At 37.3% G+C, this 26,325-nt stretch carries 22 protein-coding genes and 1 tRNA gene; 3 read left to right on the forward strand and 20 right to left on the reverse strand.

Annotated features, from left to right (window positions below):
• The 7 genes from RTK36_RS01450 to RTK36_RS01480 form a co-directional block, all read right to left on the reverse strand.
• On the reverse strand, positions 1 to 890 hold an 890-nt coding region (locus tag RTK36_RS01450), incomplete at its 3' end, for a C40 family peptidase (protein WP_312043574.1).
• A 345-nt stretch (positions 891 to 1,235) separates the two neighbouring features.
• Positions 1,236 to 2,969: an ABC transporter ATP-binding protein gene (locus tag RTK36_RS01455; protein ID WP_312043576.1), complete on the reverse strand. Its 1,734-nt coding sequence runs from the start codon at positions 2,967 to 2,969 to the stop codon at positions 1,236 to 1,238.
• Positions 2,962 to 4,737, reverse strand: a complete 1,776-nt coding sequence (locus RTK36_RS01460) for an ABC transporter ATP-binding protein (protein ID WP_312043578.1) — start codon at positions 4,735 to 4,737, stop codon at positions 2,962 to 2,964. The genes RTK36_RS01455 and RTK36_RS01460 overlap by 8 nt, the downstream gene beginning before the upstream one ends.
• A 288-nt stretch (positions 4,738 to 5,025) precedes the next feature.
• Entirely contained in the window at positions 5,026 to 6,021 is a 996-nt protein-coding gene (locus RTK36_RS01465) for a helix-turn-helix transcriptional regulator (RefSeq protein WP_312043580.1), read from the reverse strand.
• A gap of 346 nt (positions 6,022 to 6,367) precedes the next feature.
• The gene (locus tag RTK36_RS01470; protein WP_312043582.1) at positions 6,368 to 6,808 is read right to left on the reverse strand and encodes a transcriptional repressor; all 441 of its coding nucleotides are present in this window, start codon (positions 6,806 to 6,808) and stop codon (positions 6,368 to 6,370) included.
• 643 nt (positions 6,809 to 7,451) lie between these two features.
• Positions 7,452 to 7,991: a methylated-DNA--[protein]-cysteine S-methyltransferase gene (locus RTK36_RS01475; RefSeq protein ID WP_312043584.1), complete on the reverse strand. Its 540-nt coding sequence runs from the start codon at positions 7,989 to 7,991 to the stop codon at positions 7,452 to 7,454.
• A gap of 11 nt (positions 7,992 to 8,002) precedes the next feature.
• The gene (locus tag RTK36_RS01480) at positions 8,003 to 9,463 is read right to left on the reverse strand and encodes a DNA-3-methyladenine glycosylase 2 family protein (protein ID WP_312043586.1); all 1,461 of its coding nucleotides are present in this window, start codon (positions 9,461 to 9,463) and stop codon (positions 8,003 to 8,005) included.
• A gap of 227 nt (positions 9,464 to 9,690) precedes the next feature.
• Here RTK36_RS01480 and RTK36_RS01485 point away from each other — a divergent pair, with 227 nt between their 5' ends.
• A complete protein-coding gene (locus RTK36_RS01485) occupies positions 9,691 to 10,647 on the forward strand; it encodes an alpha/beta hydrolase family protein (RefSeq protein WP_312043588.1) in 957 nt (318 codons plus the stop codon).
• Between the two features lie 225 nt (positions 10,648 to 10,872).
• Here the strand turns inward: RTK36_RS01485 and RTK36_RS01490 are convergent, their stop codons facing one another.
• From RTK36_RS01490 to gap (RTK36_RS01510), 5 genes are all read right to left on the reverse strand, one after another.
• Positions 10,873 to 11,871 carry a choloylglycine hydrolase family protein gene (locus tag RTK36_RS01490; protein WP_312043590.1) on the reverse strand — a complete coding sequence of 333 codons (999 nt, stop codon included), beginning with the start codon at positions 11,869 to 11,871 and terminating at the stop codon, positions 10,873 to 10,875.
• A gap of 275 nt (positions 11,872 to 12,146) precedes the next feature.
• Positions 12,147 to 12,230: transfer RNA gene (locus tag RTK36_RS01495), tRNA-Leu, on the reverse strand.
• A gap of 129 nt (positions 12,231 to 12,359) precedes the next feature.
• Positions 12,360 to 14,171, reverse strand: coding sequence for a sensor domain-containing diguanylate cyclase (locus RTK36_RS01500; RefSeq protein ID WP_312043592.1), 1,812 nt, complete (start codon positions 14,169 to 14,171; stop codon positions 12,360 to 12,362).
• Between the two features lie 890 nt (positions 14,172 to 15,061).
• The gene (gene gap, locus RTK36_RS01505; RefSeq protein ID WP_312043594.1) at positions 15,062 to 16,081 is read right to left on the reverse strand and encodes a type I glyceraldehyde-3-phosphate dehydrogenase; all 1,020 of its coding nucleotides are present in this window, start codon (positions 16,079 to 16,081) and stop codon (positions 15,062 to 15,064) included.
• Positions 16,082 to 16,562: 481 nt separating this feature from the next.
• Positions 16,563 to 17,570, reverse strand: coding sequence for a type I glyceraldehyde-3-phosphate dehydrogenase (gene gap, locus RTK36_RS01510; RefSeq protein WP_312043596.1), 1,008 nt, complete (start codon positions 17,568 to 17,570; stop codon positions 16,563 to 16,565).
• A 392-nt stretch (positions 17,571 to 17,962) separates the two neighbouring features.
• On the opposite strand from gap (RTK36_RS01510), the gene RTK36_RS01515 reads away from it, so the two are divergent.
• Positions 17,963 to 18,331, forward strand: a complete 369-nt coding sequence (locus tag RTK36_RS01515; RefSeq protein ID WP_312043598.1) for a zinc ribbon domain-containing protein — start codon at positions 17,963 to 17,965, stop codon at positions 18,329 to 18,331.
• 304 nt (positions 18,332 to 18,635) lie between these two features.
• On the opposite strand, the gene RTK36_RS01520 is transcribed toward RTK36_RS01515, so the two are convergent.
• The 3 genes from RTK36_RS01520 to RTK36_RS01530 are packed head-to-tail and all read right to left on the reverse strand — an operon-like array spanning position 18,636 to position 20,137.
• Positions 18,636 to 19,349 carry a SigB/SigF/SigG family RNA polymerase sigma factor gene (locus tag RTK36_RS01520; RefSeq protein ID WP_312043601.1) on the reverse strand — a complete coding sequence of 238 codons (714 nt, stop codon included), beginning with the start codon at positions 19,347 to 19,349 and terminating at the stop codon, positions 18,636 to 18,638.
• Between the two features lie 9 nt (positions 19,350 to 19,358).
• A complete protein-coding gene (gene spoIIAB / locus RTK36_RS01525; RefSeq protein WP_312043603.1) occupies positions 19,359 to 19,787 on the reverse strand; it encodes an anti-sigma F factor in 429 nt (142 codons plus the stop codon).
• Entirely contained in the window at positions 19,787 to 20,137 is a 351-nt protein-coding gene (locus RTK36_RS01530; RefSeq protein WP_312043605.1) for an STAS domain-containing protein, read from the reverse strand. The genes spoIIAB and RTK36_RS01530 overlap by 1 nt, the downstream gene beginning before the upstream one ends.
• 205 nt (positions 20,138 to 20,342) lie before the next feature.
• Between RTK36_RS01530 and sigK the strand changes: the two genes are divergently transcribed.
• Complete coding sequence (gene sigK / locus RTK36_RS01535; protein WP_312043607.1) at positions 20,343 to 21,020, forward strand: RNA polymerase sporulation sigma factor SigK; 678 nt, start codon at positions 20,343 to 20,345, stop codon at positions 21,018 to 21,020.
• Here sigK and RTK36_RS01540 read toward each other — a convergent pair.
• From RTK36_RS01540 to RTK36_RS01560, 5 genes are all read right to left on the reverse strand, one after another.
• On the reverse strand, positions 21,008 to 22,597 hold the full coding sequence (locus RTK36_RS01540; RefSeq protein ID WP_312043609.1) for a recombinase family protein: 1,590 nt from the start codon (positions 22,595 to 22,597) through the stop codon (positions 21,008 to 21,010). The genes sigK and RTK36_RS01540 overlap by 13 nt on opposite strands.
• A gap of 42 nt (positions 22,598 to 22,639) precedes the next feature.
• The gene (locus RTK36_RS01545; protein WP_312043611.1) at positions 22,640 to 23,596 is read right to left on the reverse strand and encodes a recombinase family protein; all 957 of its coding nucleotides are present in this window, start codon (positions 23,594 to 23,596) and stop codon (positions 22,640 to 22,642) included.
• A gap of 54 nt (positions 23,597 to 23,650) precedes the next feature.
• A complete protein-coding gene (locus tag RTK36_RS01550; RefSeq protein WP_312043613.1) occupies positions 23,651 to 25,270 on the reverse strand; it encodes a recombinase family protein in 1,620 nt (539 codons plus the stop codon).
• A gap of 62 nt (positions 25,271 to 25,332) precedes the next feature.
• The gene (locus tag RTK36_RS01555; protein WP_312043616.1) at positions 25,333 to 25,584 is read right to left on the reverse strand and encodes a DUF6870 family protein; all 252 of its coding nucleotides are present in this window, start codon (positions 25,582 to 25,584) and stop codon (positions 25,333 to 25,335) included.
• A gap of 259 nt (positions 25,585 to 25,843) precedes the next feature.
• On the reverse strand, positions 25,844 to 26,325 hold a 482-nt coding region (locus RTK36_RS01560; RefSeq protein WP_312043618.1), incomplete at its 5' end, for a 4Fe-4S dicluster-binding protein.

Raw genomic sequence — 26,325 nt, forward strand, 5'->3', positions numbered from 1 at the left:
TAAGATGATCTGTTTAAATTGATGCCATAATTTTTCATAACTGCATAAACAAACCCGGAGCAATCAACGCCTGTAGATAAGTTCGTTCCACCCCAAACATAGGGTGTACCGATATACTGCTTGGCAAAAGAAACAACTTCTGCACCCTTGGACGAATCCTTGGATCTAGTTGTGCGTTCACCTTTACGTATAGAAAGGAATTCTGCACTAACATAACCCTTCACGCCATCATCCGTAACAATTCTAACCCATTCTTGTCCAACACGGTCAATATTGACTTCAGCACCATAAGGCAGTACCTCTAAAACAATGGAAATCATTGACGCTTCTTTTCGAAGCTTTACCCCTGATGAGGAAGTAACCACGCCATATGTATTCTCGATTTCCTGTCCCGCATTTTCTGTAGCTGTAGAAGCAACGGAAGTAATCTTTGTCAAAAGATCTCCCGAGATATAATCTTTACTAACATATGCAGTATCACCATCAAACTCGATGCGATACCAATCACCGCTTTGACCTGTAACAACAACTTCTTGGCCCTCCTTTAACTTCCCTAAGGAATCTGCCGAAGCCGAAGGTGCTTTTCTAACATTAATGCTGCTGCCTGTTGCCATTGCATCTGTTTTTGTCATTTCAAAGTAGTCGGCAGCAACAAAAGCTTTCTCACCTTCATAAGAGATTTGATACCAATCTCCACTTTTTCCAACCACCGTATATTCAGAGCCTTTATCTATTTTTCCAACAACATCAGCCCCTGCATTCGCTTCTTTTCTAACATTTACAGCAGAATCGGTAGCTTGTCCAGCATCCGCAGCAAACACAACTGTGGAAGTAGCCATAATCATTGATGTTGTAATACAAACATGCTTGAGTGCCTTGGTAATTATCATAACAGATTCTCCTCCGTAGTCAACAAATCAAATTGTTACATAATTGTTAACTTTAGTATAAAGAATATGAAGAAAAATGTCAACTGTAATTCTCCAAAATTATGTAAATTTTTAAATAAAAACCATAAATATGCTAGGTTTCAAGGGGTTTTCCTTGCTTTCAAAATTTATCTACACAATTTGATAAAGTTCTTTAAAATGTACAATAATTTCTTAATATCTTCTAAAGAACTGTTTTATAAATAAAAAAGGTCATCAAAATTTCGATGGCCTTTTTCGTTGATATCCTTTTAGACTGATCTTTATAGAATCCAAAAGTTTTATTTTTAATTTGATAGAGTCATTTCAAACTAGTTTCCAATGATTGGTTTCTGCCTGAATGTGTACCATGTTTTGATAAATCCCCTCCACAGAGAGCAAATTTTCCGGTTTTCCTTGTTGCGCAACATAACCACCATCTAAGACTACAATTTTATCTACACCAGCTACTGTACGCATGCGGTGGGCAATAATTAAAACAGTTTTTTTCTGTATCAGGCGAGAAAGAGCCTCTTGAATCTTGGATTCATTCTCCACATCAAGGGAAGCCGTTGCCTCGTCAAGCAAAATGATAGGAGCATCTTTTAAAAATGCTCGGGCAATGGATATGCGCTGGCGCTCGCCTCCTGAAAGCTCTGAACCATTTTCGCCGATCAAGGTATTCCACCCTTTGGGCAGTTTATCAGCGAATTCATCACAATGGGCTAGCTTTGCCGCCGCAATTACCTCATCGTCTGTGGCATTCTTCCGACCGATACGAATATTTTCTAAAATGGAATTGTTAAACAATGTTACATCCTGAAAAACGATGGAATACAAAGACATTAGGCATTCGGGATCAATTTGGGAGACATCCATTCCCCCAACTGTAATTTTGCCTTTGGTGATATCCCAAAACCGTGAGGCAAGTCTTGAAACCGTTGTCTTTCCCCCACCGGAAGGACCAATTAAAGCCGTTACCTCTCCTTGCTTTGCAGTAAAGGAGATATCTTGAAGAACCTGTTCCTTCTGATGGTATCCAAATCCCACATGGTCAAATACAATATCATAGCCTTCATTGCTTAGACGGTCTATTCCCGTTTGGATGGGATGAGATAAAATTTCATTCATGCGTTCACATTGAACGTTTGTAGCAATCATAGCAGCAAGATTCTGCAAAGCCAACTGCATTGGATCATAGAGCCTTGAAACCACTAACAAAAACATAAAGAAAGTCAAAATATCAAGGCTTCCCTCTGTCAACAACAATCCGCCCACCAACGCAACTGTAGCAATGCCAAGCTTCAAAACCATTTGCGCCGATGCCACAAAAACGGCAGTACCAAGCTCTGTCACGATGGCACGTTTTTCAACGGCCTTAATTTTTCTATCCAATCCTTTCAAATAGTTTTCCTCTGCATTATTGGCCCGCAAATCTCTTACAGATTCCAAACACTCCTGAATACCATCGGCACATGCCATTTTCACGGCCATTTCTTTCACGCCTAAGGAATGTTGTACCTTAGAAGATAACAGCACAATGAGAAAAGCAATGGGAAGTACCCAAAAAGCAGCGAGAGCCATGCGCCAATGAATAAAGAATAGGCTGATTGCAACTAAAACAGTGGATGTAATTGCCGAAAACAATTGGGGAATCCATTGAGATGAAGCCGTTTCCAGCGAAGCACAGTCTGCCATGATTGTGCTTGTTAAGTCACTTAGATCTTTTTTACCAAAGTATGACAAAGGCAACTTGCGCAGTTTTTCTGCTAGAGTAATTCGTCTTTTCCCGCTTTCTACATATGTTGCAAGAAATGTGGCGTTGTATTGAAAATAGGTGGTTACAAATATTAAAATAAGGCAAATGATTGAGCCAATAATATAAAATGACTTTCTTCCATCTGGTACTCCACCTCGCATCAAATCGGATGTAAGATAATAAAGCAAAGAGATTGGTAGCATCAGCGCAATGTTAGAAAAAGTACAAGTCACAAAGGCTTTTATCATATCCTTTGCTCCTTTATCAGAAAGGGCATATTTATGCTGTAAATACTTAATCATTGATAACACCTACTTTCCATTGAGCGGCACGATTATATTCCTGCCACATTTGTGCGTAAAGACCGGAATCGCTCATTAATTCGTCATGATTACCAGACTCGTAAATTTTTCCGTCTTTCAAAACAAAAATACGATGGGCATTGGTAATAGTAGAAAGGCGATGGGCAATCATAATGACCGTTTTTCCTTTAGATAATTCTGAAAAGGCTTTCTGAACCTTTGCTTCATTATCAGGATCTGCAAAGGCTGTTGCCTCATCCAAAATTAAGATAGGAGCATTTTTCAACATAACCCTTGCAATAGAAATGCGTTGCTGTTCCCCGCCGGAAAGATATACGCCCTTTGCACCAATCACAGTATCGATTCCATTTGGGAATTTTTCAATAATATCGTCACATTGAGCGGCATGAAGCGCCTTTAATACCGCTTCCCTAGAAGCATCAGGTTTTCCCATGCGTACATTATCCAGTATGGGTGCCTTTAAAAGACGACTATCTTGAAATACAAAGGAAACCATATCCATCAATTCTTTTTTTTCAATTCTCTTAACATCCACGCCTCCAACACAAACTTCCCCTTCCTTTACATCCCAGAACCTTGCGATGATGCTGGCTAACGTGGTTTTTCCTCCACCGGAAGGCCCTACAAAGGCAACAATTTCCCCGCTAGCAATATTCAAATTAATTCCATCTAAGGCGTTTCTCTTAGAATCCTTATACCGGAAGGATACGTCCCGTAAGGAAATGGAGTTGTTTTTTGGATGCATAGGATTTGCGGTCTCTTCCAACGGTTGTAGCTCCATGATACTTTCAATTCGCTGCAAGGCATCTGCAACAACCATTTTGTTTTCGCTGGCATACATAATCTTGTTTAACGTCACAGTGATAATAGGTGTAATAATGATATAAAAAAGCAGATTCAAAAGAAATTCATTTGTTACACCACTGGATGTGAAAAACAATGTAGCACCAATCAAAACTGCAAAGACCCCATTAATTGCTGTGGTATAACAAAGCATGGGAAGACGCAATTCCTTTGTATATGACAGTACCCATTTTTCATAATTTTCAATGGAGGCCTTAAACCGTTTAAATGAAAAAACCGATTGCCCAAAGGTTTTTACCACAGGGATTCCACGCACATATTCCACCGCTTCGTTAGACATTTGTTCAAGTGAATTTTGATATTCTTCCATTCTGCCTTTCATAGATGGCCCAGCCATGAAACCCATAATAACAAAGGAAATAACAATGGGAATTAAACTTAGAACCCCCAGTCTCCAATCAAAATATAGCAAAAGAAACAGTAATCCCAATGGCGTTGCTAAGGCACCAAAGGTATCCGGCAGTTGGTGTGCTAAAAAAGATTCTGTCGCTGCACTGGATTCATTGATAATTTTACGCATTTTGCCACTGCCGATGCCATCCATAAATCCCAGTGGTAGGGTGGTTATGTGGTGCATGGCTTGGGAGCGAATATTGGATTGCACACGAAAAGCCGCAATATGTGAGCTCATTAATGCTCCAATATAAATAAGCATAGACAAAGCCGCAAATAAAACAGCCATCCAACCGTTATGTACCAAATTAACAGCTTGATTAAAATTTGGCGCAACATCCAAAACCTCTTTGATAAACTTCCATATATAAACGAATGGAAGTAGTGCCACCAATGCACTGGCGGCTGATAATACCCAAGATAAAATTGTTAGGTATTTGAAATTCTCTGCATATGCAAATAATTTTGAGATATCTGATTGTTTTTTCATTTCTAACCCTCTTTCTTTAGATTAGTTTTAACTAACCTACGTTGATAATTTTGACTTCTTACGGCGTCATCTTTATTATCTTAAATCAGTCAGGCACAGAAATCCGCTCCGTTTGTGTTATTTATAACTCCAAATGGGCATTTTTTGTTCTCAATCAGATATCAAATCAGAGTTGTCATTTGCTAAACAAATTACCGCCTCATCATATTTAAAGAAAATCATAATATGGCTCTTTGTGTTGCAACAATTGTCAATCCAAGATTTGAATTGCTAATAATCCATTTCCCGTTATGCCCTTTTTTCAGCATATACGGCAGTATGTTCCTCAACATGGCTATTCCTGTATTCATTGGGAGCCATCCCAATAATGTTTTTAAAAGCACAAGCAAATTTGCTCCCATTATCATAACCAAACTTTCCGGCTATTTCTAAAACTGTACATTCCGTCTGACGTAATAGCAACGCCGCCACCTGCATTTTTTGGGAACGGATAAAGGAATAAATAGAAACGCCGTAAACATCCTTAAAACTTTTTTTCAAGGTCGTCTGTGAAACATGAAATATCTCCCCAAGCTCCGTAATTGTAATGTGACTATCCATGTGCTCCGTCAGATAATTGCATATATCTTTTGCCAGATTTACACTAGATTTTTTTACACTTCTTTTGCAAATTTCATTTTGTGCAGTATCCTCATAATGAAACAGATGTAATAATAACTCCAACACCTTTATTTTAAAAAATCCTTTACGAATATTGTGGGGAACAGAATATAATTCCGAAAACAGATATTCCAATTGTGCTGTGGGACGGGCAATAAAACAAAAGCTGTCTTTACAGAACCTGTTTGCCAATTCCTGGGGGCAAACATTAATATCCCCCAGAATGCAATTCAGATTTTCTGGAGCCCGATCAAGATCAATTAAAACAGAAACTCCAAGGTAATGACTAAGTGGGAAATAAGATTCATGGGGAGATTCGTGTTTTACATTCAAGGAAAAATCTCCTTTTGTTAAATAAAAATAATCATCATGAAATGCGAATTCAATACGCCCTTCGCGGCAATGATTGATTTCTAAATAATTTCCTCGCGGTGCCCGCTCAACATAGCATCTTCTAGCATGAACATCATTATAAATAAGCTCAATCCCCGGAAAAATCTGATGGCTTGTCATAAGCACATCCCCTGATTTATCTGTCAATTTATATACAATTTCCTCCTCAGAGCGAGATACAACCTGCACAGAACAGCCAAATAGATTTTTTTCTCTTTCCGTAACTGCCATGTCTACCACCTTCCAATCGCCTTCCAACTATATTTAAACTAGGTCTTTCGTGATTTTTTTGCATGGAAGCCTAATCCTCAGACTATTTTTTCAAAACAATGAACTACATCGAATTTTTTAACATCCTAAAATTAGCTTAGCCCAAACTTGCTAAATTAGTTATAACTAACTAATTTTCATGTTACCCTCTATCCTTAATAATGTCAAGGTCTCTAGGGGTTACCCAGAGGACAGTTGTAGGTTTCTGTTTTAGATGCTGTTGCTATTGGGGGTTTCTATGGTGCAATGGGAAAATAATACTGCTGGCTCTAATGTGTTTTTGCCTTATAAAAAATGAGAAAAACTATTATTCTTTTTCCCACTCAATGCTTACACCATTCAATTCAACAGACACAACGTGATGCCCAGAAAAAAATCCACAGGTTATCATGCCTGCATTTAATGCAATATCAAAATCTCGCAAAAGCATTTGATGAATAGAACCATCCTCTAACTTTATGTTACAATGCTTATCTTCATCATGCTCGCTTCTATATTCAAGCTTAAAAAGATTATCTCTAGTTATTGCCCCAATCTCTTCTAATAATCGTATCATTCTATATGTAGTGGCCACGCCTATTTTTCGATTTACTTTTGATGCCTTATAATATATTTCTTTACAGGAAGAGCAGTTGTTTTCAAGGATAATATTAATCAATGTCAACCGTTGCTTCGTAAGCCTATGCCCATTCCTTTTCATACTTTTAATTATAATTTCCTTTTGGATTAAGTTTTCAGCTGCATTCAATTTTTTTCGCTATCCTTCCATAATTCTAATAAATTCAGTAATCAACAGAACTTTCTACGAGGGCAAATATTCCCACCCCCACTTGTTATCCAATGCTAACTCACGGCTAGTTTCACCCATATTTTTGAAAAGAGCCAGTAACTATCAAACATTTTTTGTTTTCAAATTATATGGTTCATTCTCACAATACCTTTTTATTGTCTTCTCACTTTTACAAAATATGACCTGAAAATATTCATTAAGTTCCAGCCATTCAATGTGCCGAAATAATAACAAATTTACAAAGTAAGCTTATACTAACTCGAAGCAAATGTCAATAAAAAATAGGAAAGAATCCTTTATACAGACTTTTTTCCAAACCGAAAAAAATATGCAACTCAACCAAAGGATTCAATTTATTAGTGGGGCTTTAATTGTGAATTCTCGTTACATTACGTATAGGTTAGAAAAATCCCCTTATGAAGATGAACATGCCAGACTTTATCTCATTTATAGCACAAAATATGATTGAATAGCCATTCCAAAACATTTTTCAAGGTGAAATAGTAATTTTAACCATACTTTTGCCAAGACTTTTTTGATCCATTCAACACATGTATCTTTACTGCAAAAACCACACAAATGTCGAGCGTATTCTACTATGTCAAAGCGCCGTTCCCTTTTTTGGTATATATAGAAGGGAAACATCCACCCCCTCTAATTCAAGCAATTTGACTTTTGTTTGTATGCCCCCTGCATAGCCTGTTAAATTCCCTTGGGAACCCACAACTCTATGGCAGGGAATAATGATAGAAATAGGGTTATGGCCAACGGCTCCCCCTACTGCTTGACTCGCCATATGATTTTTCTTCATCTTCAATGCCACTTTCTTGGCAATTTCCCCATAAGTAATCACCTGTCCATAGGGTATCTCACATAAAATAGACCATACAATTTGCCGAAATTCACCACCAATGGGTGCCAAAGGCAACTCAGAAATATCAGGTTTCCCACCTGCAAAATAGCGCTCCAACCATTTTTTAACCACTTCAAATATGGGCATGTCCTCCTTCTCAGTCATTTGCTGAGCAATATTCCCCCCAAAATATTTTTGCCCTTCATTCCATAATCCAACAAGACTGTGCTCGTCACACGCCATGGTGATGGTACCCACAGGCGACATATATGTTGTTGTATAATACATATTCTCCCCCCTCACAATGAGTTCCAAAGGTTAATCGTGGCATAGCTACGCCACGGTCGCCAGCTTTCAGCCATTTTTAATAATTCCTTCGATGTATATGGCTGTAGTGCTTTTTTCACACCAGCATCTGTTTCAAGAAAAGCATCAGGCCATTCCATTGCACGCATACCGATATACTGGGCGGTCCAGTTTCCAATGCCTGGAATTTCCATCAATTTCTTCATTTCTTCCTCAGGTTGCAGGAAAAAAGTAAAATCAATTTCTCCCTGGGTAATTTTCCGTGCTAGTTCATAAATCGTTCTGGAACGGGTGCCTATAACACCCAATGGACCAAAATGATTCTCAATAGGCCCATCCAACGCCAATATATCTTCAGGAGAAGGAAAAGCATGGGTTAAGCCTTCAATTCCAGTCTGAATTGGCATACCATATTGACTAACCAATCTCGCCGCCAATGTACTAGCAGACTTGACACTAATTTGTTGTCCAAGCACTGCTCGAACCGCCATCTCGAAAGCATTAAAACACCCTGGCACACGGGTTCCTACAATACAAAGACCAGGACGAATGTTGTTCATAACCTTTAACGTTTCATACACCGCTTCCGGATTGCAATATAAGTCAAACAAATGCCGTATTCTTGCAAGTATTTGGGGAAGTACTGGTAATAAAGTTTCGCTCATGGTAACACTTAAAACATTTTTTTGAGGCTTATGCCCCACCCGTATCCAGCCGCTGTCATACATTCCTTTTGCATTTTTCAAATGAACAGTACGCATGTATTCACCGTTTTTCACCACTTCAACCCCTGCAATTGCCCGACCTGCCAAGAAATTCAACATATCTTCCCACTGATAAGGCGGGCGATACCCTAAAGCGAAAGTTATTTCCCAATTTTTATGATTTTCTGCTACAGTTTGTTTTCTTAATGACGTTGGGGTAAGATGGTAATGCTTTTTGAAAACATCATTAAACCGCCTTAAGCTTCCAAATCCAGACGCCATAGCAATATCTAATACATTTAGATTCGTGTCTGTAAGTAAATTTTTAGCAAGTAGTAACCTACATGTTTGAAGATACTGTAGTGGTGTCACATGATATTCTTTTGTAAACACTCTGCGTAAATGTCGATCCGTACAGCCAAGCAACCCTGCAATTTTTTCTATACTCTCCCCTCCTCCACATCTTTCTTCCAAAATTCTTGCCGCCTTATGTGCCAACTTCGTAGTGGCATCGGTTATGGAGGTCCCTGGAGCAAGTTCCGGTCTGCATAAAAGGCAAGGACGGTATCCTTCTAGCTCCGCTTGTGCAGCGGTAGCATAAAATGTGCAGTTCTCTGCTTTTGGTTGTCGGGCTCGGCATACAGGGCGACAATATATACCCGTGGAAGAAATACCTACAAAAAAACGTCCGTCGAAACGAGAATCCTTAGCTACAAATGCGTCATAAAGTGCACTATCCGTGTCTAGCATACTTGCTCACCTCCTTTTTTCAAATTATAAACTTCTTCCTCTGTAATTTCCAGTCGTTTTCGGACATACATTTTTGTTTTACCCTCCCACATGGAAATTTTAAAGAAACAACAATTTTACAAAATCCTTTGGCGTTTCTATACACATATTGTGGGATATGGTATACTTACAAATGCATACACAAGAACGAAATTTTGGTACAAAAATAAATTTTCTGGAGGCGTCAATTGAAAAAATACATTTGCTTTTTATTGGTTTTTGTCGTTATTGGTTTTGGATTTTTATTATGTAAGAATACTTTCATGAGTAATCCAGTTAAATATATAGCCGCAAATCCTGATAGAGGATTTCATTATGGATACTATTATTACATTCCCCAAAATCTCAAAAATAATGGACAAGGAACTTACCTTCTGATAGAACCAAATAATACCGGGTTTCCCAGTGATGATAAAAAAGTTTTTCAGGATAACGCCAAAAACATCTTAGAGTCAAAGAAAAACATGGCAGAAGAACTAGGGTGTATTCTCCTTGTTCCAACATTTGAGAGACCCCAAAGCAATGATCTCATGTATACCCATGCACTTGACCGTGACACCCTACTTAACAATACAGGCTCACTGGCAAGAATAGATTTGCAGCTAATCAATATTATCGATGATATAAGCACACTGTGTTTAAGGAAAGGCATAGCTATAGAACCTAAAATTCTGATGGACGGTTTTTCTGCTTCCGGTACTTTTGTAAATCGCTTTGTTGCACTTCATCCCGAAATCGTTAAAGCAGCAGTATCCGGTGGTGTAAATAGTATGCCGATTTTGCCCCTTAATAATATGAATGGTGAATGTTTAATTTATCCAGTAGGAATTTCTGATATAGAAGAAATAACAGGTACCCCTTTTAATTTAGACCAGTATGTCACTGTTCCACAATTGATTTATATGGGGGAAGAGGATGACAATGATACTTTACCTTATGATGACGCTTTTGGTGAAGAGGAAAAAAGAATGATTCTCATTGTGTTGGATAAGGATATGAAAAAACGGTGGGCATTGTCTAAACAGATTTATGAAATGCAAGGTTGTTCTGCGGTAGAATTCACCACCTATCAAGGGGTAGGACATGAAATTACAGATAAAATAGAAAGGGACATCGTTCAGTTTTTTAAAAACCATATGAATTAATCACATCCCTTTGAAACAAAAAAAAATTTTAATAATAGCTTTATTCTCATTCTAAAGAACTCTGATAAAACATTCTCCCTTCATCCATGATTATGAAAGCAAAGGCACAACTTTATACCTCTCATTTTGTAAAGGGGTATTTGTTGTGCCTTCATGCATTATTTAAAATTAACGCAGCGGTTTTTGAAGCATAGCATTCACAATCCAATGGTCTAGATTTGAATATTAAAAGGGTAGAAACGTAACGGGTTTAAATATCGAGCCCAGATCGATAAGCTGATGTTGCAATTGTCCATATTCACCATCATTTATGGAAACCTTATAAATTTGCTGATTGTTATGGGTATTCACAAAATACTCTCCCTTTTCTTGGTTTACGAAGGCCGTGTACAAGGTATAATCCGATGTGTTTCGCCCTGTAATTACAACACCCTTAGGAATACTTACACTTTTCAGGCACTGAAAACAAACCCCAACAGCAGAATCATCATCTGGAGGTATGGATGTATGGGTTTTAATAAATGCTGTTCGCACAAATCTTTCAGGTGAAGCAAATCCCCCTGGAAGACCAAGGGTACCTCCAGCTTGACTGGGTGGGGAAAGCTTTACCTTGCCCCACTGAACATCCTCACGTTGGGTTGATATGACATTGGAATAATTATTCAGGTTTGTCATATGCCAAGGAAAGTCCGGTGCATTGGCAAGCACACCGATCTGATTTTGAAAAATAGAAAAACCTTTTTCGGTTTTCTCAATAACCACACATTCTCCGCTTTTATCTGTGGCAATCCAATGAAGGGGGGCGGCAGCATTTGTTACAGGATCAGCAATGCCGATAAGGCTTACTTCCTTTACAGCCTGTTTTACATCAAAAACTGTTTCGCATCCTCCGAGTAAATATTTCAGAAAGTCAAAAGCAGCAAGTTGAACTTTTTTTGTGTTATGATAAAGAGAATCATATTTTGCATATCCGCTGAAATAAAGAGCCGCAGCGGCAAAACCAGTTTCGTTTACCCCATCAAAAAAGGCTAAAAGCCCGTCAATCTGTTGCCCAATTCCAATAAACTTATATTTTGTTGTAATGCTTTTCATATCTGCAGCACTTTTCCATGTATATTGCCGCGGCGCCACAAAAAAATGAGGTTCAATATCATGAGAAAAATCCATATTTCTTCCAAATAAACTTTTATTTTCAAGTGTTTTCAAGGTTATCGAAGTGCACATTTTTTATCCTCCGTCAAGTAAATTTCATTAAAATATATATATGAAGTTTAAAAGAAAAAAGTATAACGAAGTCTAAGAAGAACTATAAGGTTTTACATGAAAGTTACAATCAAGCCCTTCTCCCCTAGACTTGCTATCGGTATACTACAAATGTTTGGGGTGATAAAATACCACAGGCTCTACCATCCCAAATACAAACCTTTATTTATGCTGTTTTTTCGAAAAACAAAAAAGCCATATATGAGCTAAAATTCTCATACATGACTTTTGTTTAGTGCGGATGGTGGGACTCGAACCCACACGATATCACTACCGCCAGATTTTGAGTCTGGTGCGTCTGCCAGTTCCGCCACATCCGCACGGAAAACTGCTTGACTATATTAACATATATTTTAACATGATGCAAGTCTTTTTTTAAAATTTCATGCTAAGTCTTTTGAATTTTTTTCTGACATTCAGTCAAACAGATTCCAATTCTTACACAAACTCTAATCCGCCAACATAAAACTGTTTTTTCCCTTCCCCTTAACCCTATACAACGCTTGATCGCCACGTAAATATAATTCATTAAAGTTCGTCCCATTTTGAGGAAAACAGGCAATACCTATACTACAGGTAACAATTGCTCCATCAGACTTCATCTCCTCTTTTTCAAGGGCTTCACATATTTCGGCAGCTTTTTTTGCGGCCTGTTCTCTATTCACATTTTTAAGAAAAACTGCGAATTCGTCTCCACCAAGACGTCCAACATAATCGCTGTTACGAACGCAAGCCTTTAAACGCTCCGCCGTTGCAACTAGCACATGGTCCCCCAGTACATGACCATATCCATCATTTATCTGCTTAAAATCATCCAGATCGAGTAGAAGTAACGCATGTTTCTGGTTACCCGTTTCTTCATTGAGACTTAAATTCGCATAAATTTCAAATGCCATGCGGTTGAGCACCCCTGTCAATGGATCTTTTTCCACCTGCATTTGCAACTTTGATATTACCTTCATCTGTTGATCAATGGGAACAATCATGCCATAACACTTCAATGGCATGCCATGCCTATCGTGCCATACACGATAAACAAACTGGTGCCACTGTATCTTCCCATCTTTCCCCATAAGTCGATACTGAGCGTTACCCGTTTCCTTACCATCAATTAACTCTTGTCCCAGCTTCATAAAAACCGCTCTATCTTCCTCAAAAATAAAAGGATGTGGCTTTATAAAATCACTAATTTTGTGCATAACCGGATTTCTTCCAAATTGTTTAAAGTAATTGTTATTTACTACGAAAGTATCCTTTCGATAATCTCCCTCAAAGGAAATCATTCCTGCAACTTCTTCTGCTGTTCTTAAGCAATTGTTTTCCTTTTCTACCGCTGCCTTTTCATTCCGGATTAAAAAATAAATAAGAATGCATGCGGCAATATTTATCAACAGCATCTTTATAATTAAATCTTTTTTTAATGCCTCAAATAAACTATCATTTTGTCCAACAAGAAACTCTGGCAACGTATATAATAAATACCACCCATTTATTTTAAGGGGCGTATAGGCAGAGTACCAAACCTTGCTTTCACTGTTATAGATAAATAAATTACCTTTCTCCTGTCCATTCTCCAAAGTTTTTTCTAAGGAAATGTTATTTGCATTGAAAAAAGTCAATATGTTGTTTTGTCCGTCAAAATGTTCATTTCCTGGATGCCATCCAATTATATTTCCCTGTTTATCCGTCACGCACAAAAAACCCTCTCTGCCATACAAGTCTGAGAGAATATATTTCTCCATGGACTCATAGCTTACATGGGCAATTAATACAGCTTTTAATATATTATCGGAATACAGCGGAGTTGTTAAAATAAATTCCTCATCCTCTCGTCCTTCCTCTTGAAAAAACTGTATGCTACGGCTTTTTCCAAGTGCTTCTTGAAAGAATTTCTTCTTGGAAACATCCACAATGGTGCCATCCAAATATGCCGCTTCTCCTGTTTCAATATCAGCAATTGCAATTTCCTTAAAGTCACCTAATAAAGTGTTATATTCTCTGAAATGAATAATATTTTCTTTTGAAAAATCATCTTCTTTTACAACATAATCAGCCAAAGCCTCCAGCATAATCAAGTGCTGCTCCAATCTTTGCTGAAAACGATATCCCATTGCCTCAGCATCTTCACGAAACGCAATCTTTTTTTGCTCTTGTATAATACTTTTGCTATAACTTAAATATTCAAATGTTTGAAAAGAGGTGACTACAAAAAAAATAATTGCAATCAGAAAAATATGCCTAAATTTCTTATACCAATGCATATATTGTCCTCACAATCTGATTTTGTGACAAAAACTATGGTTCACTTTATCAAAATCTTTATTCTAATTACATTTTTTACTATCATTATATAATATACCCTCTTTTTTCATTGAAAACAAGCAAATGTTAGTAGAAAATAATTGTTTGTTTTTGTACAATTTTTTTCTATAATTTGTAATTTTCGCATTCTGGAGTGTTGCACATTATATCTGATTATTATAATAACTTTTATTAAAACAAAAAAAATGAATAAAAAGATATGCAGATATCTAAAATTTCACAAAACGTAATACAATCTTAATTTCCAACCTAACAGTTATCATACCCATTCCTCTCTGGCAATATTTGATAAATGCTTATTTCTGTAAAAAATTTAGTGTTACTATTCCCTTTCCCATAAAAAAACACCCAAATTGGGTGCTATGGATAATTGCGTTATTACATCTGACTGAAAATTGTATTAAAGTCAAAGAACTGATATACAATCCAATACTGTAAATCACTGTCGTCGGTAACCTCTTTATAAAAATTATGCTTCTATTCTTCAATATGCTTTCGAATTCTTCGGATTAACTACATTAAAGAATTTAATTTCTGGCATACAAATGAATCGCTTTACTTTTTTTAATGTCATCGCTCTCTTTTTCCCTCTTCATTACTAGATTTGTCTATAACAGAAATAGATATGTTATAATTGCCCTCTAATTTAAGAAGCTTCATAGCATTTTCAATATAAGAAGATTTGTGATTAAAAATAATTAAAGCTAACTAAAAAACTCCTTTCTATAAAAGAAAGGAGTCATCACTAACACACTAGATTTTATAAATAAAACATTCATACATACCAATTAATACGTTGGTAGTTTATTAAAGCTTCATAATACCCAAATTATGCTTGATCAACAGAATACATATGGGCTATTAAATCAACTACTTTATTACTATAACCCCATTCATTATCATACCATGCAATTAATTTTACAAAGTTATCATCAAGAATGATGCCGGCTTTTTCATCAAAAATGCATGTATTTGGGTCTCCCAAAAGGTCGCAAGAAACGATTTCTTCGTTCATGTAACTGATAATACCTTTCATCGTTGTTTTGGAAGCCTCTTTCAGCTTTTCGCATATTTGCTCATAAGTAGTAGGTGTTTTTAACCGTACCGTCAAATCCACAACAGAAACATCATTTGTAGGTACGCGGAAAGACATACCTGTCAGTTTGCCCTGCAATTCGGGGATAACACGTCCAACTGCTTTTGCTGCTCCTGTTGAAGATGGAATGATATTGCCAAAAACAGAACGTCCTGTTCTCCAGTCTCTTCCCGCTCTGGCATCTACTGCCTTTTGCTTAGCCGTAGCAGAGTGGATGGTAGACATCAAGCCCTGTTCAATGCCAAAGTTATCATGAACAACCTTTACCAGCGGAGCCAAACAGTTTGTTGTACAAGAAGCATTAGATACAATATCCTGTTCTTTCTTATATTCCAAGTGATTTACGCCCATTACAAAGGTTGGCATAACATCATCCTTAGAGGGAGCTGTTAAAATTACTTTTTTTGCCCCACCAATTTTATGTAATCCTGCTTTCAAAACAGTGTTGAAAGCCCCTGTAGATTCAATGATATACTCTGCACCACATTCTGCCCAAGGGATTAAACCTGCATCACTCTCGCTGAAAACACGAATTTTTTTACCATTTGCAATGATACAATTTTCTCCGATTTCAATTTCTCCATTAAAGCGTCCAAAAACACTATCATATTTTAACTGATAAACCATATAGTCTAGCTCAGCATTTCTTAAATTTATACCGCATAGTTCAAATTCGTCTTGACGGTTCATTAAAACTCTGAAAACCACTCTGCCGATCCGCCCAAAACCATTGATACCAACCTTAATTGCCATAGTGTATCCCCTCTCATTGTTCGAAAAACTATTCTGCAATGATTATTGTAGCACAATTAGCAAAAAAAAAAGCTGAAAATCAGCAAATAAATAATTTTCAGAACTCTAACCAGAATCCTTCCATTTTATGTTTTTAAGTTTATGAAAACTAGATATGAAAGCGGGACGTTTTTCGTCCTAAACCTCATTATTGCATAAATTTGTGGGACGTTTTTTGTCCTATATTATATTTACTATTTTTTTGAGTTAAAAATTTCTCTCGCAAAACAATAAAAAATTAAGAAGAAACTCCTCTAAAAGCATGCATTTAATTATAAACGCCATGAAAATAATCGTAGTTTAATATTTAGCTCTTCCTTGAAACTTTAATTAATTTTTCAAACTCATATTAACTTAATCAGATCTTTCTTCAAAAAAAGTCCCCCTCCATCACCTAGTGAAAGAGAGGGAGCTTTATTTCAATTGAATTTATTCTTTTTTGTTATGCGTTATCTACACTGTTCATGTGAATGATCAAATCTAGTGCTTTATTGCTATAGCCCCATTCATTGTCATACCAGCTAACAAGCTTAACAAAATTATCATTCAGCGCAATACCCGCCTTTGCATCAAAAATAGATGTATGAGCATCGGTTAAGAAGTCGGAGGATACAACATCATCTTCCGTATAATCCATAATGCCCTTCATTTCGTTTTCACAAGCCTTTTTAATTGCAGCCTTAATTTCTTCATAAGTTGCTGATTTTTCCAATCTGCAAGTTAAATCAACCACTGAAACGTCAATTGTGGGAACACGGAAAGACATACCTGTTAATTTTCCATTCATTTCAGGAATAACTTTACCTACCGCTTTTGCCGCACCTGTAGAGGAAGGAATAATGTTTGCAGAAGCGGCACGACCACCTCTCCAGTCCTTTTTCGAAGGTCCATCTACCGTTTTTTGTGTTGCAGTTTGAGAGTGAACAGTTGTCATTAAGCCCTCAACAATTCCAAAGTTGTCATGAATAACTTTGGTTAAAGGTGCCAAACAGTTGGTTGTACAAGAAGCATTGGATACAATTTTCATATCCGTTGTATATGTGTTATGATTTACACCCATAACAAACATAGGTGCATCTGCAGATGGTGCAGAGATAACAACCTTCTTCGCTCCACCATTAAAATGAGCTGATGCCTTATCCATTGTTGTAAACAAACCGGTAGATTCCAAAACATATTCAGCGCCGGCTTCTTTCCAAGGAATTTCCTTAGGATCCATGCAATTATAAACAATAATTTCTTTACCATTTACAATCAGCTTGCCATCTTTTTCTTCCATTTTCGCATTATACCGACCGTGTGCTGTATCATACTTTAACATGTAAATCATGTATTCCACATCGATAAATGGATCGTTTACTGCAACAACATCAGCGTCCCCACGCTCCATTGCCGCACGAAAAACTAGTCGACCAATACGGCCAAATCCGTTAATACCTACTTTTACCATATAAATTCCTCCTCATTTTTAATAGACAATTGTATATTTCGGCAAAACAATTATCTATTAATATAATACCACATTTTTCTTCTTTAAAAAAGAAAAAATGGCATTTTACTTCTTAATTTTCTGTTATTTTAAATTAAAAGAATAGTTTCATTTTTCCCATATGAGCAAAAACAATTCATCTTAGTACTCCTCGGAACAGAGCATATCAATAATGGATAAGGTTAACAGTGCAGCAGAAACTGCAAGAGAAACAGCACTCATTACCAAACGGGCAACTTTCATTTAGACTACCTCCTTTCGGAAAAGCTTGCAAATTATATGGAAATATTTTATCATGTTAGCCATAAGAAGTAAAATAAATTCATTATTTTTTTAAAGGATGTGCTCTTTTTATGATTTTTATCGGGGGAATCGCCCAAGGCCAAAAAGATCTAGGCTTTTTGCAAACTTTAATATGCAAAAAATGTGGACGCTACGGCAGTGTTTCAATTTTTATGACTTATACGTATTTTAGCTTTTTCTTTATACCTTTGTTCAAATGGGGCAAAAAATATTATGCAGTTTCAAGCTGTTGTAAAAGTACTTTCTCCATTCCCGATGAAATAGGAAAGGCCATCGAAAGAGGAGAACACGTAACCTTAAGGGAAGATGATTTAGAACTTGTAGGCATGGAGCAAAACTACAGCACATATTGCCCTGACTGCGGCTTTCAATTATCACCTGAATATACCTATTGTCCCAAATGTGGCAGAAAATTATAAGCAAAAACCAAAAAAAATGAGCTCATGACAGCATAATATGCTTACCATGAGCTCTTGTTCATATATATATATGACAAATATTGCACCCATATCCTTAATAAAGTTTTTATTATTGAATCAAATAATTATATTTTAGTCTTTCTTATTGCATTAAAAACACAAGGAACAAAAGGAATTTCACTCTTTATTTCATCGGTCATCTTAATATTTCTCAATGATTTTCGCTCATTTCAAATATTACGCTTCTTCTAAAGACACTCTTTGCCTTTCCCATTCCTCTACTAGAAATCGTCCTTTTGCTGCATTATTCGCTGGACAATCGCTTCCTCATCCTCTCTAGAACCTTTTTTTCAATGCGCGAAACTTGAACCTGTGAAATGCCCATGCGCTTTGCCACTTCCGTTTGTGTTCGATCCTCAAAGTAGCGAAGAACAATAATTTGTCTTTCCTTGGCCTCAAGGCTATCTAATGCCTCCATGAGGCAAATTCGATTAATTACCTGTTCTCCATCCTCCTTTGCCGCCAGCTTGTCCTGCACCTGCAAATCCTCTTCGTGGCCAATAGGCGCATTTAGACTTTCCACCTCTTTTTTTGCTTCCAAGGCGGGAATGAGCTGCTCTACCTCAACCTCCAATGCGGCCGCCAGTTCCTGCAAGGTTACTTCTCTGTTGGTTTCTTGCTGAAGTTTCTCCTGCATTCTTTTTGCTTTTGCAGCAAGCTCCTTTAAACTTCGGCTTATCTTGATGGCTCCATCATCCCTTAGAAACCTACGTATTTCGCCAATAATCATAGGAACGGCATAGGTTGAAAATTTCACTTCATAGGAAAAATCAAATTTTTCAATGCATTTTAGCAGTCCAATTGATCCGATTTGATAAAGATCCTCCAATTCTACGCCTCTACCCTGAAAACGCCTGGCAACACTCCATACCAAACCGGCATTCTCTTGTAATAGTGTCTCCTTCGCCTGCCTATCTCCTTCTTTTGCCTGCCGAATGAGTTCCTGTGTCCTATCCATGGCATCCCCTCATTCCGTAGTCAATGTTTTCTCCATAAAAATTCTGGTACCCTCTCCTTGTTTGCTTTCTACTCTGACTCCCTCCATAAAGGTTTCCATAATGGTAAAGCCCATGCCTGAGCGTTCCAATTCGGGTTTGGAGGTAAATAAGGGTTCTCTTGCCTGATTGATATCGACAATCCCCATTCCCTGATCCGCTACCTCTATGTAAATCTTTCCTTCGCTGTAACCGCAAAACAACTCAACTTCACCAGTTTTATTCTCATACCCATGAATAATGGCATTTGTAACTGCCTCGGAAACTGCCGTTTTCACATCAGTAATTTCTGATAACGTGGGGTCATATTGAGATAAAAATGCCGCCGTCATTATTCTTGCTAAGCCTTCGTTTTGAGATTTTGCGGCGAAAAACACGCGAAAAGCATTTTCATATTCCATTAAATTTTCCCTCCTTCCACATATTCCAAAGCCAAATCTATATTGGGGAATGATGGAATAAGGGATTGCATCGCTGACAGCCGAAAAATCTGTTCAACTCTTTCATTCGCCTCCGCAACTGCAATTCTGCCTCCTAGCCTTTGGATATTTTTATACCGCCCAATAATTGCGCCAATCCCGGAGCTGTCCATAAAAGAAACGCCTCCCATGCGGAAAATTATATTCTTCCCTCCCATCTTTTCAAAAGCACGATCCGTTTCCCCTCGCAAAACCTCACAAGTATGATGGTCAATCTCTCCGTCTATTTTGATAATTAGTGTTCTATTCCGTTTTAAAAATTTTAGCTCCATGAAATTCCTCCTTCCTTAATAACTATACATGATTTTTTGACCTATGCTCTCAAAATCCATCATCAAATTCTCCCTTGTCACGACATGTCCTCGAAAAAAAGGACATAAAAACTTTTTTTCAGACACGCACGCAACGGAAAATCGCAACATACAATAAATCTATACCATGGTTTCAGAGCATTTTCAATCTTTCGGGGGTGAGTGTGTGTTCGCTTTTTTTGCCATTTTGCCATTTTTATTTGCCTTTTCCTCTTCCGGTGCATTTCCAAAACCACTATCTAAAGAAGATGAGGCCTACTACCTAAAACTTTATCAATCAGGAACCGAGGAAGAAAAAAAAGAAGCTAAAGATAAGTTGATTCTTCATAACCTTCGACTAGTGGCTCACATCGCAAAGAAATATTCCGGCAGCGCAAGAGAACCCGAAGAACTGATTTCTATAGGCATTATCGGTTTAATTAAAGCCGTAGATTCCTATAACGTAGAGAAGAATGTACGGCTTGTATCATACGCAGCAAAGTGTGTGCAAAATGAACTGTTAATGTGGCTAAGAAGCGGAAAAAAATATCAAAATGATATTTCACTCCACGAACCCATTGGCACCGATCGAGATGGAAACGAAATTGTAATGCTGGATATCATAAACAGTGACAATCCGGATTTTGTGGAAGCCATCGATTTTTCTATCAAATCAGAAAAAATGATAGCCGCAATAAAAACCGTCCTCACCCCCAGGGAAAGGACAGTTATTATCCTACGATATGGTTTATGTAATCAAGACATTTTAACCCAGCAAGAAATTGCTGAACGTTTAGGAATATCCCGATCATACTCTTCTGATATTATAGGGCTAAACAATTTTTTTCAGACTTATTTTGTGTAAATCCCATCAGAAATTTCAGCTTTTTCTTGAAAAACATCTTTAAAATTCCAGCTTATTCGTATGGCGCCATTCTTCTCAATGATTATCCCATCAACAAACGTCTCCACCGCCGCTCTGGTCAAACTTGTTAATAAATAAAATTTTTTCCCATCAAAAGCATCTTTCAATTCCCGCTGTAATATCCCCAATCTATCATTTTCACGTGCCAAAACTTCCTCGATCTCCTTGATTCTTTTTTGAAGCTCAGCTTTTTTTTCTAAAAAATCTTGCTTATTTATTTTATTTTCTCTATATGCTTCATAATGCTTTATCTGGGCGAGGGCCAATTGTTTTAGTTTCCTTTCATTTTGAACAATCAGCCTATGGTCAATTTCAATTTTTTCTTCTATTTGCTGACGACGCTGTTCATCCAAATTCTCATCATATAACAGCTCTGATAATTGATTGCAACAAGTCATAATAGCGCTAACTATACAATATTCTTCGATTTTTTTATAATAACAAGAAAATTTTTCCGAGTTCCTTGAAGCAGTGCAGCAATAGGATGCTGTCTCATCCGCCTTATTTGCCTTTTCATAAGTTTTTCGTGGTATTCCGTGTTTGCAAACACCGCACCGAACCTTTTTCCACAGCGGGTATACCTGTGGGTTTTCTCTTGCATGGTAGCTTCTAAACCCAGCATTCACTTTATCAAAGACTTCTTTTTTTACAATGGCTTCATGGGAATTGGGTACAATCATCCAATCCTCTTTTGGCACATTTCTTCCCAATTTGCTACCTACTTCCCTTGGTTTCACCCGCCCATACACGCCATCACCCGCATATCGCTGGTCTTTCAAAATCTTTGATATCGTTGCGGGATACCACAATAGTTCCTCGTTCACACAATGGCAATTAAGCTTCTCTTTTCTCATCTTTCGTAGCAATAAAGGACTGGGTACCCGCTCCCTATTCAATATGCGGGCAATCTCAACCTTAGGTGTCCCCTGTAATGCCATATCAAAAATCCTTTCCACAACAGCAGCCGCTTCCTGATCAACAACAAGCCTTTGCTCAATGGTTTTTAGATAGCCATAGGGCGCAAAGGCATTAATAAACTTTCCTTGGCTTGCCTTTGCCCGTTTCCCACTGGAAATTTTTTGAGATAAGTCTCTGCTATAAAGGTCATAAATTAAATTTTGAAATGCTATCCCTATGAATTCCCCATTTCCTGAAAACTTATCGCTATCAAAATTATCGTTTACTGATATAAAACGAATGCCCAAAAACGGAAATACCTGCTCTAAATAGCTGCCTACCTCAATATAGTTTCGACCAAAACGGGAAAAATCCTTAACAATGATACAAGCAATCTCCCCATCTTGAGCCCGTTTGAGCAACTCTGTTACTCCTGGTCGTTGAAAATCTGTTCCGCTGAATCCGTCATCGCAAAACTCCAATGCTTCATATGATGCAAGCCGTAGATTTTTAGATAAGTAATCATGAATGATTTCTCTCTGCCCTTTTATACTGTCGCTTTCCTTACCATATTCATCCTCATCGGAAATACGGAGATATATTCCTATTTTGAGAGCCAAAACATTTCACTCCTTACAAAGAATTCCTTTCCAGATTCATATTTATATAGGCCTTTGGTTCATCAATCGCTGTACCTGATAAAATATCTCCCCAGAAATTATCTGCTCATGGGTATGTTCAATCAAATTCCAATTTTCTTTTGGAATCACCTTTGTCACTCCACCCTTATATAACACCTTCTCTGTTTTCCGTTCCACAAGACAACCCAAATAACAAGGATTCTTCAAAATATTTGTTACGGTAGAGCCATACCAAAGGCCTTTATCAGTTTGATTCGGCCGTTTGGAATTAAGCTTTCGCCAAGTTGGAATTCCCATATCATTCAATCTTGCAGCTATATTAGAAACACCTAAACCCTGAAGTCTCCAGCAAAATATTTTCTTAACTATTTCGGCCTGCTCCCTTTGTACAACTAAATGATGCGGATGGGATTGTGAACGAATATAACCAAAGGGGGGCTTACCTCCCATGAAATTGCCGCTTTTTTTCCTCACATCTATGGAGGTGCTGACTTTTTTGGAGATGTCTTTTGCATAGCTATCATGCAATATGGATTTTAGCGGTACAATCAAGTCATCCTGCTTCCCTTTGAAATTGCTATCAAAATTATCGTTTACAGAAATAAATCTCACCTTTTTACAAGGAAAGATGTTCTCCAAGTACTCTCCAACTTTGAGATAATTTCTGCCAAATCTTGAAAAATCCTTGACGATTATGCAATGAATTTTCCCTGCTTCCACATCCTCCATCAACCTTAAAAAAGCAGGCCTAGCAAAATGAGTGCCTGTTTGTCCGTTATCAATATAGCTATCAACAAAATCCATGTCCTCATGTTCCTCTATGAAATTTCGCCCAATCAGAATTTGATTTTCAATTGAGGAACCCTGAGATGGAATATCCTCATCTGAGAGCCTTGCATAAATACCTGCGTAATAGTGTATGGGTTCTTGAACCATTTCCATGCATTGCTTCTTATTTTTTCTACTTTTTCTTGCCATTTTCCACTTCCCCTTTGCACAGAAATAAAAGGTGCATAATTGAAGTTTGCTTTCTTACTTCATCAGTTCATTGTTAACTACAAATTCATCTTGATAGCGCAATAATATTTTTATTGTTTTTCCATCCAAAACAATGATTTTTTCTATCATTAAAACCAAAGCTGATCTTCTTAATTCCTGGAAATAGTCTTTTTTTTGAGATTCTACTATACACCACTTTTGCTTAAAATCCGAGGTTTCTAAATGTTCTTTTTCCAGCATTAAAAAATGAATGCTTTCTCCAATCTCCATACATATTCTCTCGTAGTACTCCTTCATATTTTGATAATCAACCATTGTCAAAATACCATCTTTATAATCCTCATAAATATAATTTTTTAATGCTTTATATTTTTTTAATTCTTCATTCTTATATCGTATCTGCTCCGTTATCTTTTGCATTTTCTCCTGGGCTTTTAAAAATTGCTTACATTCACTGCTACTTTCCCCTTGAAACTGATTGCATACTGCACTATGCTTTTGCAATAATACCGACACAGCTTCTAAAACAGCATCCTCTCTGATTCTATGGCTAGAGCATTCATTTTTATTTTCTTTGTTTTTCGAGCAAATATAGTAAGTATATGTAGTTCCCCGCGCTCTCACAATTTTGCGAACCATGCTACTCCCACAACCACCGCACCTCAGCATGCCAGATAATAAATACAATTCCTCCCTTTGGGGAGCTGTTCTTGTATCGTTGCCCATAATTTGCTGCACAATTTCAAAATCTTCTTTGGGGATAATCGCATCGTGGGTATTTTCCACTCTTATCCAATCTCTTCTAGGTTTTCTCGTCCTTTTTTTCGCTTTATAATTCAAAGTTGTTTCCTTTCCTTGAATCATATTTCCAGTATACATTTCATTTTTTAATAAGCGATCAACTGCCATAGGGGACCATTTGGTCTTTGGATTTTGTTTAAATGAAGTAAAAAACCCTTCTTCTTTTAGGGTTTTATATTCCATGGGAGAGGGAATTCCTAAGCGGTTTAGATAATCAGCGATATATAAATTATTAAATCCATCCATGCGCATGGCAAATATTTTTCGAATAATTTCTGCCGCGGTTTCATCAATTTTCAGTTTATGTTTATCATCCTGAGCACGTATGTATCCATAAACAGGAAATGCCCCAACAAAGTCACCCCGCTTTTGTCGCATTTCCAATTGCGACCTAACTTTTATTGAAATATCTCGACTATATGCATCGTTCAACAAGTTTTTAAAAGGTACAACAATGCTGTTTGTATATCCATTTTCTTTGGCAGTATCAATATTGTCATTAATTGCAATAAAACGCACCCCTAGAAATGGAAAAATCTGCTCAATATATTTCCCCGTTTCAATATAGTTTCTGCCAAAACGAGAAAGATCCTTTACAATCACGCAATTTACAGCCCCACTTTTGATCTCCTCCAGAAGTTCTTGAAATGCCGGCCGATCAAAGGTGACCCCACTAAAACCATCATCTATTTTTTCGCTGACAACAAGAACATCGTTTTGTTTTCTTACAAATGAATGAATCAACGCTCTTTGGGTTTGTACGCTATTACTTTCAATTTTGTCTCCATCTTCTTTTGATAAACGCAAATAAATGCCTGCCCGATAGGCTTTCGGTGTTTCATTCCCATACATAAAACCCCTCCCAAATTTGTAAAAATGGCAGTATACAGGGCACTCTATAATCCTTTGAGCAACTAAGTCATTCTCATATACTGCTTTAAACGCTCAGTTAGGGTTGTTTCTGCCTGAGAAAATTCAATTTTAACAACGATATTCCCGCACTTAAATAAATATGGATTCTTTATTTGTCTAATAAAATCAGCAATTCTTTCTTCTCTTGGAAGGTCTGTTTGTATTTCAACATCATTTATGTCTATCAAATCATCAAGATTCACCATAAGCGGATCCACTTTTTCCAAGTCTACCAATTCTTTTCGTGTAAACATAAAATACCTCCTAATCTCCTACTCCATTTATATAAAAAACTCCCTTGTCCTATGCGGTGCAAGGGGTTTTAAACATGATAACTTCAGAGGAATCTCAGAATTTCAGAAGTACACTATAACTACTTTACAAATGGACCCCAAATTTGAAAATGGTTTTCTTACATCAGAAAAGCACCCCAAACCGCATTACTGCAATTCAGAGTGCTTTTTTTGTTTATTTAAATTGGGAAGAGAATTTTATAACGGCATGAAACGTTATTTATTCATAGTCTTTTTTCAATGCAATTTCAGCTTTTTGTCTTCCATCTTTCCATTTTACTTCTCCCGGTGTGATGCAGTTTGCAACGGGACAAACGTTTAAGCAAAGATGACAACCAACACATTTTTCATTTAATTCAGGTCTGCGTTTTTCTGTATTCCAATCAATAGCCTGATGACCTGCATCATAACAAGAAATATAGCATCTACCGCAGCCAACACATTTCTTGTCATTAAAATCAGGTAGAATTTTGAAATCACGGTTTAAGTCTTCCGCAGGTATCACGTTGCCCAAGGCCGTTCCGATGAAATCATCCAGCTTATCATAGCCTCTTTCATCCATCCAATGCATCAAACCATTGGACATGTCCTCAACCACACGATAGCCATATTGCATAACAGAAGTCGTCACCTGTAGATTTCTACATCCCAGCAGTAAGAATTCCAAACAATCTCTCCAAGTTTCGATCCCGCCGATACCCG

Origin of the sequence: Anaerotignum sp. (genome assembly GCF_031981185.1) — a bacterium.
In the GTDB taxonomy this organism is placed as follows: domain Bacteria; phylum Bacillota; class Clostridia; order Lachnospirales; family Anaerotignaceae; genus Chakrabartyella.

Coding starts and splice junctions, on each gene's coding strand:
- RTK36_RS01460 (WP_312043578.1), bottom strand. CDS start 4,737: ATGAAAAAACAATCAGATATCTCAAAATTATTTGCATATGCAGAGAAT.
- spoIIAB (WP_312043603.1), bottom strand. CDS start 19,787: ATGGAATATGAAAATGCTTTTCGCGTGTTTTTCGCCGCAAAATCTCAA.
- RTK36_RS01530 (WP_312043605.1), bottom strand. CDS start 20,137: ATGGAGCTAAAATTTTTAAAACGGAATAGAACACTAATTATCAAAATA.
- RTK36_RS01520 (WP_312043601.1), bottom strand. CDS start 19,349: ATGGATAGGACACAGGAACTCATTCGGCAGGCAAAAGAAGGAGATAGG.
- RTK36_RS01555 (WP_312043616.1), bottom strand. CDS start 25,584: ATGTTTACACGAAAAGAATTGGTAGACTTGGAAAAAGTGGATCCGCTT.
- RTK36_RS01480 (WP_312043586.1), bottom strand. CDS start 9,463: ATGCTAGACACGGATAGTGCACTTTATGACGCATTTGTAGCTAAGGAT.
- RTK36_RS01550 (WP_312043613.1), bottom strand. CDS start 25,270: ATGTATGGGAATGAAACACCGAAAGCCTATCGGGCAGGCATTTATTTG.
- RTK36_RS01545 (WP_312043611.1), bottom strand. CDS start 23,596: ATGGCAAGAAAAAGTAGAAAAAATAAGAAGCAATGCATGGAAATGGTT.
- RTK36_RS01500 (WP_312043592.1), bottom strand. CDS start 14,171: ATGCATTGGTATAAGAAATTTAGGCATATTTTTCTGATTGCAATTATT.
- gap (WP_312043594.1), bottom strand. CDS start 16,081: ATGGCAATTAAGGTTGGTATCAATGGTTTTGGGCGGATCGGCAGAGTG.
- RTK36_RS01475 (WP_312043584.1), bottom strand. CDS start 7,991: ATGTATTATACAACAACATATATGTCGCCTGTGGGTACCATCACCATG.
- RTK36_RS01490 (WP_312043590.1), bottom strand. CDS start 11,871: ATGTGCACTTCGATAACCTTGAAAACACTTGAAAATAAAAGTTTATTT.
- RTK36_RS01515 (WP_312043598.1), top strand. CDS start 17,963: ATGATTTTTATCGGGGGAATCGCCCAAGGCCAAAAAGATCTAGGCTTT.
- gap (WP_312043596.1), bottom strand. CDS start 17,570: ATGGTAAAAGTAGGTATTAACGGATTTGGCCGTATTGGTCGACTAGTT.
- RTK36_RS01455 (WP_312043576.1), bottom strand. CDS start 2,969: ATGATTAAGTATTTACAGCATAAATATGCCCTTTCTGATAAAGGAGCA.
- RTK36_RS01465 (WP_312043580.1), bottom strand. CDS start 6,021: ATGGCAGTTACGGAAAGAGAAAAAAATCTATTTGGCTGTTCTGTGCAG.